The following is a 14,940-nucleotide window of genomic DNA, read 5'->3' on the forward strand; positions in this document are numbered from 1 at the left end:
TAATTTTTCATAAACGTTGACTTTATCCATTAAAACATCCCCTTTGAACTTTTTATAAAGCATTTTATAAGTTATAATATATATAAGATATTGTTACAAAGTAAATTATAATTTTATTAGACAGTATATACAAGTACGCACTTTTTTGTAATATACTTACTATTTAGAAAGAAGAATAAAAAATGGATAAAACTAAAATTGAAGAATTTAAAGATCAGGCAAAAAGACAAAAAGACTTCAAATGTTCTCTAGGATTTTCTATGAATGTTATTGGCAGTAAATGGGGAGCAATAATATTATGGTATATATTAAAGAGACAACCAATAAGGTATGGGCAATTAAAAAAGTCTATTCCAAATATAAGCCATAAAGTATTATCACAGGAATTGAAAAAACTCGAGATGGATAACCTTATTGAAAGAATTCCCTATACAACAATTCCGCCTAAAGTGGAATATATACCTACTGATAGGGGAAGGTCATTAGAAAATATATTAACCGAATTATGCATCTGGGGCAAAAAATATATGTTATAGGTTTATTGACGTAGAGTTTAAATATAGAAATAATTATTGCTCCGGAAACGGGACTTAATTTTTATGTTCGAAAGTTGAGTATTTAAATAATATGACAAACCCATGTTATCTGGTAATTATGCTAACTAAGGCTAAGACCATATGATGTATGCTGATTCTACCATATGGTCTATTTTTATATTGCTGTACTTCAAAATGACTATCAAATAAATAGCTATTTATGAACCTATATATTTACCTCCGTTTACATGTAGAATTTGTCCTGTAACATAGGTGGAATCATTAGATGCAAGATATACATAAGCAGGTGCAAGTTCTACAGGTTGACCAGCTCTCTTCATAGGGGTATCTATTCCAAATGTTGTAATATAATCTGCTGGATAGCTTGCCGGTTGAAGGGGAGTCCATATAGGTCCTGGCGCAACTCCGTTGACACGTATGCCTTTAGATACCAGCGAAAGTGCCATTGAACGTGTAAAGCTGACAATAGCACCTTTTGTAGCTGAATAGTCAATAAGAAGTTTATTACCTTCATAAGCTACAATTGAAGCTGTATTTATAATCGAATCTCCACATTTGAGATAAGGCAGAGCTGCTTTAGTTACATGGAACATTGGATATATGTTTGTACGGAATGTATTTTCCAATTGTTCTGTAGTAATATCTTCGAGTCCTTTCTGGGAAAATTGAACAGCAGCATTATTGACTAAAATGTCCAAATGGCCGAATGCTGATATGGTTTCTTTAATTATTTTTTTACAGAAAGATTCCTCTCTTAAATCCCCTGCAATTAAGAGACACGTTCTGTCCTGTTTCTCAACAAAAGATTTTGTTTCTTCTGCATCTCTATGCTCATTTAAATATACAATGACGACGTCTGCACCTTCTTTGGCAAATGCCAGCGATACGGCTCTTCCAATTCCACTATCTCCTCCAGTAATTAAAGCAACTTTATTCTTTAATTTACAGCTGCCTGTATAATCAGGATTATCAAATATCGGTCTTGGTCTCATAATATATTCAAGACCAGGTTGAACAGATTGATGCTGAGGTGGAAAAGCTATTGGAATTTGTCTACATTGAGTTTTATAACCTAAATATGGATAAGAAAAAAACAAAGTTATTCCTCCAAAAAAGATTTTCTCTATAATTTATGCATATATACCCATATATGTTAAAGTATTATATGAACATGGACAGAGACAGAGGTAATGCAGCATAAAAATCGGGAATAAGTGGCTTAATTTTTTACAATTTCACCTAAAAATGTTGAGCCTAAAATAAGGAGGCCTCCTATTATTTGAATAAGTGTCATAGTTTCACCTAAAAATATGGCAGAAATAAATACAGCTGAAATTGGATCTATGTAGCTTAAGATGGCTATGGATTGTCCATCTAATTTTTTTATAGAGGTAAAATAAAGTAAATAGGCTATGCCTGTATGTAAAATACCTACTATCAATATAAAAACCAAGGCCTTATGACTTATCTCGCCAATGTGGATGTCGTTTTTATAAAGCATACTGATCAGAAGTACTACAGCTGCTGTTATAAGCTGGATCAGCGTGGTTTCAAAACCTGATAAATTTTTAATAAATTTATTCATTAAAATCACACTGGCATAAAGGACTGCACCCAAAATTCCGTAAGATATTCCTTTTAAATGATTATAGGATCCTGCTGCTGCGGCATTATTGCCAGTATTGAGAATTAAAAATAGTCCTACAAGTGCCATAATAACGCATCCGGTTTTGAGCGGTGTAAGCTTTTCCCCGAGAATCAGGGGAGATAATATTATTACAAACACAGGAGCAAAATAATAGCTTAGAGTTGCAATGGATACTGTGGTGTATTTGTAAGCCTGAAACAGCGAAATCCAGTTTAATCCGAGGGCTGTTCCTGATATCAGAAGAAGCAGGAGATTTTGCTTTATTGATTGAAAGGAGATTTTTTTCTTTGTGAGATAACACACGCAGACTAAAAATAAGCTTCCAATAAAAGATCTGAAAAAGGCGAGTTCTGCAGAAGGTAAGTTTATATTTTTTACAAATACACCAATACTTCCAAATATAAGCATGGATGTGATAATATTGAGTTTAGCATTCATTTCCGTTTCCCCCTAAAAAGTTTTATTTTTAAAATGTCTACAGACTAATTATAAGATAAATATCCCTATATAAAAATATATTTTATAGCTTTCTGAGTTTATTGATGTTATAATTTTTACATTGATGAAAAACTGTAATTTGCAAAGAATTTTATTAAAACGTTGTAAAAGAGGTGGATTGGGCTTTAGTAAAGTTTACTAAAGATAAATTATGAAAGTAAAAAGAGTAAAAGACAATACGTTTTGCATTGATACGGGAATGACTTATATACCTTTTTATAAAATCAGTGATAAGGAGATTATCATGTTGGATACAGGATGGGCAGAGGGAGAGAGAAAGGGAATAGATGCAATCCTTCAAGAGAACGGCTTTAAGGTTAAGGGAATAATATGCACCCACGCACATATAGATCATGTTGGGAATAATTCGTATCTTAAGGAGAAATATGGATGTGTTATTGCCATGCCGGCTTACGAGGCCCTTATCTGCAGTTCTGCAATAAATTTGAAACTTTATTACAACAGCCAGACGCTGTCAGAAGTCAAAGAGCATTTTGACAGCATGATCTGTAAAACTGATATTTTGATTTTAAATGATGAGGACAGAATAAATGTAGGTGGTATTGAATTTAAGCTTATTCATACACCAGGACACAGTCCTGCACATATGTGCATTGTAACTCCCGACAATGTTGCATATCTTGGAGATGCCCTCATAAGCTATGAAGTTATGAAGGGAGCCAAGATGCCTTATGCCTATATACTTACAGAGGATTTAAAGAGCAAAAAAAAGCTCTATCATTTAAGCTGTAGTAAATATATAGTGGCTCATAAAGGTATTTTTGATGATATTACAAAACTTATAACAGACAATATACATTTTTATAGAAATAGAGCAAGAAAGATATATAATGCCATAGAGGACTCTATGACGATGGAGAACATAATGAATGCTGTTATAAAAGAATTCACACTGCATGTAAACAGTAAATACAAGTATGCTATTATGAAGAAAATGCTTGAGTCCTATGTGGAGTATTTAAATGAAACGGGAGCTATAAAATTGAACATAGATAGTGGGTTTCTTAAATATTCAAAAGTACATTCTCCTGATTAAAACTTTTCAGACATTTTCCAGAGCCTGATCCATATCTTCTATTATATCCTCCACATCCTCTATTCCCACGGATAATCTGAGCAGATCATCATATACCCCCATTTGTATTTTTTCTTCTTCCGTATTATTGGAACATATAGTGGAAGAAGGATGAATTATTATGGATTTGGTGTCGCCTATATTTGTAAGGTTTAATATGAGTTTCAGGCTGTTTAGAAAAGTAAAGGCTTTTTCCTTGGTTCCAAGTCTGAAAGTCAAAATACCACCGGCTCCATTTTTATAATATTTTCTAATCAGATCATGGTATTTGGAGCTTTCCAGGCCGGGATAGTTTACTTCTGAAACTTTTTTGTTAGAGTCCAGATATTTGGCCACTGTAAGGGCATTTTTACAGTGCTCTTTCATTCTGAGGGCCAGTGTCTCCACTCCCGTGAGGTTTAAAAATGCATTGAAAGGCGACAGGGCAGGACCTATATCCCTTCCTATTGTATCTTTGAGCTTGGCCGTAAATGCCATATTGCCAAATTTTTTTACATAAGGTTCAAAATTGCTGTATTTTGAATCAGAATATTTGCTGCTTCCACCGTCTATTATAATTCCGCCTATGGAGTTGGAGGTTCCGTTTATGTATTTGGAGGTGGAATGTATTACCACATCTGCTCCATGCTGCAGAGGTTTTATGAGATATGGAGTTGTCATGGTTGAATCAATCATAAGAATAATGTGGTGCAGCCTGCAGATCTTTGAAACAGGGTCTATGTCAAGAACATTCAGCTTGGGATTTCCTATAGTCTCTGCAAAAACCAATCTGGTATTTTTATTTATGGCTGGTTCCAGAGACTCTTTGCTTAATTTATCTAAGAATTTTACTTTTATTCCAAAGGATTTTAAGTTTCTTATCAGGGTATAGCTGCCGCCATAGAGGCCACAGGAGGCAATTATCTCGTTTCCAGGTTCCAGTATGTTCATAATTGCAAGGTAGATGGCGCTCATGCCCGATGCTGCAGATGCTGCACTCAGTCCGTCTTCTATACTGGCCATTCTTCTTTCAAAAGAGATGACGGTGGGGTTGGATATTCTGGTGTAGGCATAGCCCATAGATTTTCCAGTGAATATATCCTCCAGATTTTCTGCACTTTTATGGGCATATGCATTTGAAAGGTAGATGGGGGTATTGGTGGCTCCAGTACAGTCTGTATTAAAATTTCCATGTATGAGTTTTGTATTGAATTTCATTGTTTCACTCCCAGTAATTTATTTGAAGGATGGTATGTGACAGGCATACCACCCTCCATTGACTTCATGTTTATTTTTTTTGTATCACCAATAAATTGTAACCATCGTAGTTTGTATCTTTAAAGATTACCTTGTGTCCCTCGCTTTTTACACTTTGGGGAACATTATTTATAGGATCGCCGTCATCCAAATAAAATCCCAGCTTTTGTCCGGATTTTACTTTAGAAAGTTCTATTTTTACTTTTACAAAATTTATAGGACATTTTACTCCTCTTAAATCCACAATTTTAAAGTCTCCAATTTTATCATGGCCGTTCACTTCACCATTGTCTTCATTATAGGATTTTGACTGCGTATTCTCTTCTTTTGGAAGGGTTATTTCCAATTTTCCGTTTAAGGATCTATACATTGCATCCACTTTGTTGTACAGGTATTCTACTTCTGAAGCTTTGCTGGATATATCATTTGTACCGTCTATTTTGTAGTCTATGAGATCTTCAAAAAGCTTTTTAATTGAGGGTTTTACATAACCTGTCTCTACAAAATTCTTGTTGAATTCCTCAAATATCTCTCTGTCTTTGTTTGAATCCACTCCTCTGAGTACCAGAAGGGTTCTGGCCGAGGACAGTGCAGAGGAATACAGATCGGAATTTTGTTTTGTGTCTTTGTACTTCTCAAGTGAGGATTTGGCATTTGACAAATCCAGTTTTATAACATCCATTACACCGGAACTGCATTCTCCAGGTCCTCTGCCCTTTAATGAAAATCTCTCGCAGGCTCCAAAATCAAAGTAAATATCGGGATCTTCTACAAATTTATCCACATCGGTGTACTTGCTCATAAGAGTTTTTATATCCGATGACCTGTTATCCAGAAAATCATAAAAATCTTCATATCCGGAATTAATTTTTAGTTCTGCAAGTTCATGGATGAACAGGGGAACTTTCTTTGCAGGTACATCTCCATAGGTATCTCCCATTCTGGCTACATTTGATCCTATTTTTCCTCCAAAGGATATGGAGTACATTGGAACCAGGCCGTTTTTTGTTCGTCTGGCTCTGCCGTGAAGGCCAAGGGCTCCTTTTTCGTGCTGAGCACAGGAATTTGGGCATCCTGATATAAACAGTCTTGGAAGGGCAGCTTTTACTTCAGATGATGCACCCTCGAATTCTTTCTTTATGGCCTTTAATAGATTTTGTGAAAGACATAATCCAAGCTGGCAGGTGGAAGCACCCACGCAGGTTACAGAGTTGTCTATGTTGTATATGGAAGTAAAGCTGCCTGTTATTTCTATAAGAGCTTCAGCATCTTTTTTCTTTAAATCTCTTATAAAAAATCCCTGGGTGTTTGTAACCCTGATGGATGTTTTATAATTCAAATTTTCTATGAAAGCAAGTGCTTTATTTAAGCTTTCAACTTTTAAATTTCCGCTTTGAGGATGAACATAGACGGAATAGTAGCCTTCCTGTTTTTGCGGAAACAGTACATTTTTAAGTTTTTCATCCACCTTTACGTCCCGGACAATCTTGGCATCAGGGTGCAGTATAAATTCATTTTCATCCACCTGTATGTTGAGACCGCCTTTTTCCTTTAGTTTGTTTATCTCTGAACTTAATTCTTCAACAAATTTTTTTTCACCCAGTCTCATGAGTATGAACCTTATTCTGGCCTTGTTTTTATTGGTTCTGTCTCCTTCGACTTCAAATACATTTTTAAGGCCCTGTATATAGTATAGTATTTCATCTGCCGGTATGAAATCCTTAAGCTTTAAAGCAACTCTCGGACTTCCGCCAAATCCTCCGGCCCCATATACCTCAAAGCCCCTCCTGCCATCTGCTATTTTTGCAATGAATCCCAGATCGGATATGGTTGCATTGCCTGTATCTTCTGGACTATTGGAGAAGGCTATCTTGTATTTTCTGGGCATGTTCATGGTAGTTGGATCCTTTATGAGGTAGTTGGTGGCTGCTTTTACATAGGGGGTTACATCAAAAACATCATCTGTTGAAACACCTGAAAGAGGGGAACACTCCACATTTCGAACGGTATTTCCACCGGTGCCCTTTGTTATTATGCCTACTTCTATCAAAGAATTTATTATTGGATAGGCATCTTTCAAATCAACACTTTGAAATTGAATGTCCTGTCTGGAGGTGAATTTCAATTTGCCTTTTGCATATTTTTCTGCAAGTTCACTTATACGTTTGAATTGTTCTAAAGTTATGACTCCTCCGGGTATTCTAGTTCTCACCATGTAGGTTTCCTTTTTTCTCTGCTCGTATACACCCATGGAAACCCTAAAAGCTTTAAATCTCACAGGATCTATTGCATTGTTTAAATACTGCTGTGATTTTTCTTTTATGTCTTCTATGGATTTATAATGATCTTCACTTATATTTATCATAATATCTCACTCCTTTTTAAACTATTTTATATTCAAGCTTTTCAACATTTTTGTCTTTGTCGATTTTAAACAAATTAAATACTGGTTTCTCTTTTTCAAGAGATAAAATTCCGTACAGTATTTTGTCATCAAAAGCAAGCCTTTTATCCTCTTCAGATGGTCTGGAAGGTGAATAAGGATGAGAATGATAATTGCCAATCATGTTGAATTTTTCGCTTCTCATGAACTTTACGGTCCTGAATTGTTCGGCAGGATCCATGGAAAAATGTTCGCTGCTGTGATCTGTATTGGTCAGGGAGTATATTTTTTTAATAAAAATGTCTTTTCCAGAATCCAGTCCTCCAAGATAACCGCAGCACTCGTCGGGAAATTCATCCCTGGCCTGTTTTAAAATTTTTTCATACTGCAATTTGTCTATATATATCATAATTATCACCTGCTTAATTTGCTGTCTTGAGATCACAGGCTGCCTGTTCGTAATCTATCAGCTTTTTTATTGTAGGGTGCTCACTGCATATACCGCAGTTTTTGTTTTTGGATACCTTTATTTTTCTGAATTCCATTGTCACTGCATTGTAAGTCAAAAGATATCCCGCAAGAGTGCTGCCGATTTTGAGTATATATTTGAGGGCTTCTGTTGCCTGAAGAGATCCTATGATTCCACCCATTACACCCAGCACACCTGCTTCCCTGCAGCTTGGAACAACTCCTGCCGGGGGCGGTGACTGGAAAATACACCTGTAGCAGGGAGTACCGTTGTCAGGTATATAAGTTGTGAGCTGCCCTTGAAATCTTATTATTCCTCCATGTGAAAATGGTTTTTTGGAAATTACACAGGCATCGTTTATTAAAAATTTGGCGGGAAAATTATCTGTACCGTCTATTATAAAATCATAGTCCTGGTCCTTTATGATATCCAGGATATTGCCGGAATTTACAAGTTCATTATAGGTTATTACATTTACGTCTGGATTCAATTCATTTATGGTTTCTTTTCCGGACTGAACTTTAGCCTTTCCCACGTCCTTTGTGCGATGGATTATCTGTCTTTGAAGGTTTGAAAGATCCACTATGTCTCCATCTACAAGGCCTATAGTTCCTATCCCTGCAGCAGCCAGATACATGGCAGCAGGTGCTCCCAGACCGCCCGTACCTATAATGAGGATTTTGGAGTTTAAAAGTTTTTCCTGACCTTCCACACCTACTTCGGACAGAATTATGTGCCTCGAATATCTTTCTATCTGATCCTCACTAAAATCCACTGCTTCCACCTCCCATAAAGTACAGAAAATCTATTTTGTCGTTTTCTTTTAGAATAGTACTGCCAAAGTTGGCCCTGTCCACGAATTCATCGTTTAACTGCACGGAAACCATATCCGGCATTTCCACGTCTTCTATTTTTAAAAGTTCTGTTACAGTCACTCCCTCCTTTATATCTTTAATTTTACCATTAATTGTTACTTTCATGATACCCTCCTCGTTGTTCATTTAACATTTTTATCTTCTAACCATTTTGGAAAAAAGAATTTACACTTAATTTAAACTGTGACAAAATAAAAAACCTTCCTGTTATAATTTACAAGAAAGTCATTTTTATAATTAATTTTCTCATCTTTCAGGCAAATTATATAACCCGCTGGAATTGGCACCTTTGAAAATAATCAGGTTGCCGGGCATCATAGGGCCAGTCCCTCTGCCTCTCTTGATAAGAATTCAATGTTTAATTTATTAAATACTAACACATTTAAAATAAATTTGTCAATAAATTTATTTTTGCCGTATTGACACCTGCCTCCCTTTCGTACTGTATTTTTATTAGGCTCTTGGATGCGGAGGGAGTTTGATTGCAAAGAATACTTTTCTCAATAAGAATTAAGAATTCAATTTTGGTAGATTTTCGATTTATCCGAAAATCTTCATAATTGTGCATTGTAAAATGTGAATTGTACATTGACTAAAGTATACAATAATGATAAAAGGTATGATGTTATGATAGACAATTACAGATTATTTAGAGATCTAGCTTCAGAAGAAAAAGAAATATTCAATTTAATACAAAAAAATGGTGTTATGACCAAGAATGAAATCTTATTTAAAACAGGTATGAAATTGACTACGCTGAATCGAGTTATGAACCCACTTGAAAAAAAATCCATTTTGGTTCAAAAATGTATGGGCGAATCTACAGGCGGAAGGAAACCTGTGCTGTATGATGTAAATGTGTGCAGGTTTTATATTATGGGCATAAGTATATGCAGCACTCATGTGCAGGTATCTATAGTGAACTTGAGAATGGAAATTTTTTATAAAAAGGGCTTTTATATCGATTATTGCAATTCTTGTGATGAAGTCATAGAAGAAATTCTCTATATTATAAAGAGTGCCTATGAGGAATTAAATCTAAAACTTCTCCAGCTTGTGGGAATTGGGCTTGCAGTTGAAACGGGGTTTTGGGATAATGAGCGCATAAGTAGAATACTTGAAGAAAAGTTGGGGTGCAGTGTAACCAGCGGTAATTGTGCAGACTCAGCTGTTACTGCGGAGTATTTTTATGGAGCAGGAAGGAATTTTGAAAATATGGCTTATTTTGATTGTGGTGCTAGACTGAAGCAGGCGGCAGTCATACAGGGGAGGATTATGAGATCATCCGGAGATAATGAGTATGCCTTTGAACATATGATTGAAAACATTTATGGTTATATTGATTTTAATGAAGTGTATTCAAGGAGTATGAAAAATTGTGGAACATCTGAAAAATTTATTTTAGATGCCGCATCAAAACTGGGAAAAAGCATTGAATCCTATACAAATTTATTGAACATTGAATGTATTGTATTAAGCGGATTTCTGATTGATTTTGATACGTTTTATGAAACCTGTATAAAATATATTCCTGAAAGAGTATCCGTAAAAAGATACGGATATTTTAAAGAAGACTCGGTTTCAGTAGGTGCAGCGGCTCTTTTTCTTGAAAGGTGTATTGATAATAAAAATTCAAAATATAAAAAAATTGTTGTTGACAAAGTATTTTAAAAGTTATATCATATACGTAAATTAAAAATGAATAATGAATAACTTCTTATCAAGAGTGATGGAGGGACTGGCCCTATGATATCCGGCAACCTGAATAGATTTTGTATTCAATGGTGCTAATTCCAGCAGGTATACCCTGAAAGATGAGAGACAAGAGGATATGACTTCCTGTGGTTTCTCCACAGGAAGTTTTTTTATTGGACTGACTAGAAAAACTAGAGGTCAAGTTGAACTTATTATAGAGATGGATTATATAATCTCTACTTAGTAAGTTATACTTGGCCTTTTATTGTGTATTAGTGTATCTACTTGATAAAATAAATGGAGGTTAGGATGTGATATGAAGATTTAAAATATAGAATAGAGAAATTTCAAATACTTTTTACCAAAATAGTAAAAAGGGTGTAAATAAATGAATTGAATTCTGTAGTGATTCTAAATTATGACAATTTCAATGTTTACATATTTAAAATAATATGAGTTGAATTATAAGGAGAAAATAAAGATGAAGGCAGCAAATATAAAAATTAACTCTTATAAAGAATTAAAAATTTTAGGGAATGTAATTATTGCATTGATAGTCCCAGTAATGTTATTGATATTATGGCAGGTGTTAAGTAGTAAGGGGTTGATTAAACAGTCAGTTCTTCCTTCTCCATCCAAAATATTCTTAACTTTGATTGACATGATTAAAAGTGGAGAACTTCTTAGAAATTTATATGTAAGTGTAGTTAGAGTTATAAAAGGATATTGTATAGGTGCAGCCTTAGGAATAATTTTTGGAATATTTATTGGGTTATTTAGAATAGCAGAGAGAGCCATAGATTTACTGATACAATTTTTAAGACCAATTCCTATTGTTGCATGGGTACCAGTTCTTATTTTGTGGATGGGTATTGATGAGGCATCTAAAATAACTGTAATAGTAATTGGCAGCTTTTGGCCAATATTAATAAATACAATTTATGGTATAAAAAGTACTGATAAAAAATATTTAGAGATTTCCGAAATATTGGAAAAAAATGAATTTGAAAAACTAATAAAGATAGTTTTTCCTTCTGCACTTCCGTCAATTTTTACAGGACTTCGCATCGGAATCGGAAGTGCATGGATGAGTGTTATTACAGCAGAAATAATAGCTGCTACTTCTGGAATAGGCTATGCAATATCTTATGCAAGGGAGTTATCACAGCCTGATGTAATGCTGGTTGGAGTTTTCTCAATAGGGGTAATTGGATTTTTGATAGATTATTTCATAAAAAAATTACAGTATGTAATTGTAAAATGGGATGTTAATAATGGAAATTAGGAAGGGAGTATAAATATTTTGAATAAACAAGAAAATTGTAATGCTATTGAGATAAAAAATTTAAATAAAAATTTCAAATTAGATGGCGGAAACCTTAATGTGTTAGAAGATATAAACCTGTCAGTCAAAAAAGGAGAATTTTTAAGTATTGTAGGAGCAAGTGGATGTGGAAAAAGCACGTTGCTGAGAATAATAGTCGGATTGGATAAAGATTATAGCGGAGCTATTTTTTCTTATGGTAAACCTGTTAATGGACCAGGAATAGATAGGGGAATGGTATTTCAGGAAGCAAGACTTTTTCCATGGCTTACAGTAGAAAAAAATGTAGAATTTGGGATAAGTGAGAAAATGTCGAGTGAAGAAAAAAGAGAATTAGTTTATAAACAACTTGAATTAGTCGAACTGACTGGCTTTGCAAGATCATATCCAAATCAGCTTTCAGGAGGGATGAAACAAAGAATAAGTATTGCAAGGGCACTTATAAATAAACCAAAACTGCTATTGCTTGACGAACCATTTGGAGCGCTTGATGCTATGACACGTATTAATATGCAACAGGAGATTCTAAAAATATGGGAAAAGGAAAATACAACCATGATACTTGTAACCCATGATATAGATGAAGCAATTTATCTTGGAGATAGGGTTGTAGTATTATCAAAGAGGCCTGGAAAAATTAAAAAAATAATACATGTAAATTTGACGAGACCTAGGGATAGAGGTAATTATGATTTTACGCAGATTAAAAGTGAAATATATGATGAGTTTTTTACGAAAGTTGATAATCCATTTTCATGTAGTATGTAGATTTAAAATATAATGGGAGAGAGAAGTAAATTAGCTAATATATTTATTTGGAATATTCATAATAATGGTAAGATTATACTTTTAATTGGATTGAAAAATCTCAATTTAATCACTGAGATTTTTTTATAACTAAAATTAATGAAAATATTTAAATAAAGGAGACTTAATAAATGAGCTATTATAGTTATTTGGAATGTTCAAAATGTGGTAAAAAGTACTCAAAGGATGAACCTCATAATCTGTGTGAATGTGGCGGACCACTGCTGGTTAGGTATGATTTTGATGAGATTAAAAAAAATGTGGACAAAAATATTTTTAAGACAAGAAAGAAGGGGCTATTTAGATTTAAAGAACTACTTCCAATAGATGATGAGAATAATATAGTAACCCTTGGAGAAGGTGATACCCCTATAACTGAGGCTAGAACCTTGGGAAGAAGAATAGGATTTGAAAATCTGTATATAAAAGATGAGGGGCTTAATCCGACAGGAACGTTTAAAGCAAGAGGTGCTGCAGTTGGTGTGTCGAAGGCGAAAGAATTGGGCATAAAAACAATAGCTATGCCTACTGCGGGAAATGCGGGGGGAGCGTGGTCGGCATACTCGGCTAAAGCTGGCATTAAGCTTGTAGTTGCTATGCCGCAAGATGCTCCTGAGCTTGCTAAGAAAGAAGCATATATATATGGAGCAAAGACTTATCTTGTAAAAGGTTTGATATCTGATGCAGGTAAAATAATATCGAGAGGTGTAAAAAAGCATGGCTGGTTTGATGCTGCGACTTTAAAAGAACCCTATAGAATCGAGGGTAAAAAAACTATGGGAATTGAAATAGCAGAATATTTTGACTGGGAATTTCCTGATGCCATACTTTATCCTACAGGAGGAGGTGTTGGAATAATTGGTATATGGAAGGCATTCAATGAGTTAAGGCAACTGGGATGGATAAAAGATAAAATACCAAAACTTATTTCTGTTCAGGCAGAAGGTTGTAATCCTATAGTTAAAGCTTTTAATAAGAAAAAGGATGTTTCTGAATTCTGCAGTGGAGCAAATACTATTGCAGGTGGTATACGTGTTCCCAAAGCACTGGGAGATTTTATAGTATTAGATGCCATAAAAAAGAGCGGAGGTACGGCAGTTCAGGTAAAAGACTCAGAAATTTTAGATTCTATAAATTTGATTGCTAGAACTGAGGGGCTATTTATATGCCCAGAAGGAGCGGCACTTGTTGCAGCAGTTGAAAAGCTTAGAAAAAGTAATTTCTTAAAATCCAATGAAAAAATTGTGCTTTTAAATACTGGGAGTGGATTGAAATATCCTAATTTGGTTAGTGAAAAACTTCCTGTAATTGAAATTGACAATGATATTTAAAAAGGAGATGGTTGTTGTGAAAAAAATATTTTCCATAGTTGCAATACTACTTATAAGTATATTCGCATTTTCAGGCTGCGGACAGACAAATAACACTTCAAGCAGTAAAAAACAAAGTGATTCAAAACCTAAAGAGATAAATATAGGATTTCAGCCGGGAATAAATCATTCACTTTTGATTATTGCTAAAAATAAAGGATGGTTTGATGAAGAATTTAAAAAGGATAATATCAAAATAAAATTTCAAAGTTTTGTTTCAGGGCCTCCTATGATTGAAGCATTTGCGGGAGGAAAGCTTGATGTAGGAGAAGTTGGTGATCAACCTTCAATTCAGGCTAGGGCAAATAATATTGACATTAAAGCAGTAGGAGTTTACGCAGCAGGGTATAAATTGAATTCAATATTGGCAGCTACTGGTTCAAACATAAAATCTGCTAAAGATCTTAAGGGAAAAAAAGTTGCAGTTACAGTTGGGTCATCTGCACACATCCTTCTCGTAAGATATCTGGCATCTGCTGGACTTAAGGAAAGTGACATAAAACTTGTCAATTTGCAGCCGCCCGATATAAAGACAGCTTTTACATCCAAGGATATTGATGCTGCAGTTGTTTGGGATCCCTATGCGTCCTCTATTGAATACGAAAAAACAGCAAAATTGATAGGTGATGGAACAAATCTAAAATATGATATTAATTTTATTATAGTAGACAATGATTTTGCAAAAAAGAACCCTGATATAGTAAAGAGATTACTGAAGGTATATAAAAAGACTGAAGATTGGGTTAAAGCAAATCCCGATGAAGCAACAAATATTATGGCTAAAGAGCTTAAATTAAATAAAGTCGTTGTTCAAAAAGGTCTTTCTAGAGAAGATTTTGACATAAGGTTGACAGATGAGGTTACGAATTCACTTTCATCTACAATTAAAACTTTAAGGCAAAATAAAACTATAAGAAAAGATGTAAAGGTTGATGAACTTGTAGATAAAACCTATTTGAATGCTGCAGGAATAAAATGATCA

Annotated in this window: 14 protein-coding genes and 2 riboswitches; of the genes, 7 read left to right on the top strand and 7 right to left on the bottom strand. The window is 34.5% G+C overall.

What is annotated here, in order from left to right; all coding sequences use genetic code 11:
- The first annotated feature begins 182 nt into the window (after positions 1-182).
- Positions 183-536 carry a winged helix-turn-helix transcriptional regulator gene (locus ACFHWD_RS10575; protein ID WP_378061786.1) on the top strand — a complete coding sequence of 118 codons (354 nt, stop codon included), beginning with the start codon at positions 183-185 and terminating at the stop codon, positions 534-536.
- Positions 537-754: 218 nt separating this feature from the next.
- Here the strand turns inward: ACFHWD_RS10575 and ACFHWD_RS10580 are convergent, their stop codons facing one another.
- Both ACFHWD_RS10580 and ACFHWD_RS10585 read right to left on the bottom strand, forming a co-directional pair.
- Complete coding sequence (locus tag ACFHWD_RS10580) at positions 755-1,654, bottom strand: SDR family oxidoreductase (protein WP_378061788.1); 900 nt, start codon at positions 1,652-1,654, stop codon at positions 755-757.
- A 122-nt stretch (positions 1,655-1,776) separates the two neighbouring features.
- Positions 1,777-2,643, bottom strand: coding sequence for a DMT family transporter (locus tag ACFHWD_RS10585; protein WP_378061790.1), 867 nt, complete (start codon positions 2,641-2,643; stop codon positions 1,777-1,779).
- A gap of 211 nt (positions 2,644-2,854) precedes the next feature.
- On the opposite strand from ACFHWD_RS10585, the gene ACFHWD_RS10590 reads away from it, so the two are divergent.
- The gene (locus ACFHWD_RS10590; RefSeq protein WP_378061792.1) at positions 2,855-3,760 is read left to right on the top strand and encodes an MBL fold metallo-hydrolase; all 906 of its coding nucleotides are present in this window, start codon (positions 2,855-2,857) and stop codon (positions 3,758-3,760) included.
- Between the two features lie 6 nt (positions 3,761-3,766).
- On the opposite strand, the gene ACFHWD_RS10595 is transcribed toward ACFHWD_RS10590, so the two are convergent.
- From ACFHWD_RS10595 to thiS, 5 genes are all read right to left on the bottom strand, one after another.
- Positions 3,767-4,996, bottom strand: coding sequence for an O-acetylhomoserine aminocarboxypropyltransferase/cysteine synthase family protein (locus ACFHWD_RS10595; protein WP_378061794.1), 1,230 nt, complete (start codon positions 4,994-4,996; stop codon positions 3,767-3,769).
- Positions 4,997-5,066: 70 nt separating this feature from the next.
- Entirely contained in the window at positions 5,067-7,400 is a 2,334-nt protein-coding gene (locus tag ACFHWD_RS10600) for a sulfurtransferase TusA family protein (protein WP_378061796.1), read from the bottom strand.
- A 16-nt stretch (positions 7,401-7,416) separates the two neighbouring features.
- Complete coding sequence (locus tag ACFHWD_RS10605) at positions 7,417-7,827, bottom strand: M67 family metallopeptidase (protein WP_378061799.1); 411 nt, start codon at positions 7,825-7,827, stop codon at positions 7,417-7,419.
- Between the two features lie 13 nt (positions 7,828-7,840).
- The gene (locus ACFHWD_RS10610; RefSeq protein WP_378061801.1) at positions 7,841-8,662 is read right to left on the bottom strand and encodes a HesA/MoeB/ThiF family protein; all 822 of its coding nucleotides are present in this window, start codon (positions 8,660-8,662) and stop codon (positions 7,841-7,843) included.
- Positions 8,652-8,867, bottom strand: a complete 216-nt coding sequence (gene thiS, locus ACFHWD_RS10615) for a sulfur carrier protein ThiS (protein WP_378061803.1) — start codon at positions 8,865-8,867, stop codon at positions 8,652-8,654. Before thiS ends, ACFHWD_RS10610 begins: the two co-directional genes overlap by 11 nt.
- A 138-nt stretch (positions 8,868-9,005) precedes the next feature.
- Positions 9,006-9,112: riboswitch (SAM riboswitch) on the bottom strand.
- Positions 9,113-9,350: 238 nt separating this feature from the next.
- Here thiS and ACFHWD_RS10620 point away from each other — a divergent pair.
- From ACFHWD_RS10620 to ACFHWD_RS10640, 5 genes are all read left to right on the top strand, one after another.
- Entirely contained in the window at positions 9,351-10,433 is a 1,083-nt protein-coding gene (locus tag ACFHWD_RS10620) for an ROK family transcriptional regulator (protein ID WP_378061805.1), read from the top strand.
- A 43-nt stretch (positions 10,434-10,476) separates the two neighbouring features.
- A riboswitch (SAM riboswitch) is annotated at positions 10,477-10,583 on the top strand.
- Positions 10,584-10,938: 355 nt separating this feature from the next.
- Positions 10,939-11,742, top strand: coding sequence for an ABC transporter permease (locus tag ACFHWD_RS10625; protein ID WP_150358173.1), 804 nt, complete (start codon positions 10,939-10,941; stop codon positions 11,740-11,742).
- Positions 11,743-11,757: 15 nt separating this feature from the next.
- Complete coding sequence (locus tag ACFHWD_RS10630; RefSeq protein WP_150358172.1) at positions 11,758-12,549, top strand: ABC transporter ATP-binding protein; 792 nt, start codon at positions 11,758-11,760, stop codon at positions 12,547-12,549.
- Positions 12,550-12,719: 170 nt separating this feature from the next.
- Positions 12,720-13,919 (top strand): threonine synthase, encoded by a 1,200-nt coding sequence (locus tag ACFHWD_RS10635; RefSeq protein ID WP_179976954.1) that lies wholly within the window; start codon positions 12,720-12,722, stop codon positions 13,917-13,919.
- Positions 13,920-13,926: 7 nt separating this feature from the next.
- Positions 13,927-14,937 carry an ABC transporter substrate-binding protein gene (locus tag ACFHWD_RS10640; protein ID WP_229981105.1) on the top strand — a complete coding sequence of 337 codons (1,011 nt, stop codon included), beginning with the start codon at positions 13,927-13,929 and terminating at the stop codon, positions 14,935-14,937.
- Positions 14,938-14,940: the final 3 nt, after the last annotated feature.

The sequence above is a fragment of the Clostridium sp. MT-14 genome, from assembly GCF_042436595.1.
GTDB lineage: Bacteria > Bacillota > Clostridia > Clostridiales > Clostridiaceae > Clostridium_B > Clostridium_B aromativorans.

Excerpts from the sequence above, each read along its gene's own strand:
- ACFHWD_RS10640 (WP_229981105.1), top strand. The coding sequence starts at position 13,927 with ATGGTTGTTGTGAAAAAAATATTTTCCATAGTTGCAATACTACTTATA.
- ACFHWD_RS10595 (WP_378061794.1), bottom strand. The coding sequence starts at position 4,996 with ATGAAATTCAATACAAAACTCATACATGGAAATTTTAATACAGACTGT.
- ACFHWD_RS10625 (WP_150358173.1), top strand. The coding sequence starts at position 10,939 with ATGAAGGCAGCAAATATAAAAATTAACTCTTATAAAGAATTAAAAATT.
- ACFHWD_RS10605 (WP_378061799.1), bottom strand. The coding sequence starts at position 7,827 with ATGATATATATAGACAAATTGCAGTATGAAAAAATTTTAAAACAGGCC.
- ACFHWD_RS10575 (WP_378061786.1), top strand. The coding sequence starts at position 183 with ATGGATAAAACTAAAATTGAAGAATTTAAAGATCAGGCAAAAAGACAA.
- thiS (WP_378061803.1), bottom strand. The coding sequence starts at position 8,867 with ATGAAAGTAACAATTAATGGTAAAATTAAAGATATAAAGGAGGGAGTG.
- ACFHWD_RS10590 (WP_378061792.1), top strand. The coding sequence starts at position 2,855 with ATGAAAGTAAAAAGAGTAAAAGACAATACGTTTTGCATTGATACGGGA.
- ACFHWD_RS10585 (WP_378061790.1), bottom strand. The coding sequence starts at position 2,643 with ATGAATGCTAAACTCAATATTATCACATCCATGCTTATATTTGGAAGT.
- ACFHWD_RS10635 (WP_179976954.1), top strand. The coding sequence starts at position 12,720 with ATGAGCTATTATAGTTATTTGGAATGTTCAAAATGTGGTAAAAAGTAC.
- ACFHWD_RS10600 (WP_378061796.1), bottom strand. The coding sequence starts at position 7,400 with ATGATAAATATAAGTGAAGATCATTATAAATCCATAGAAGACATAAAA.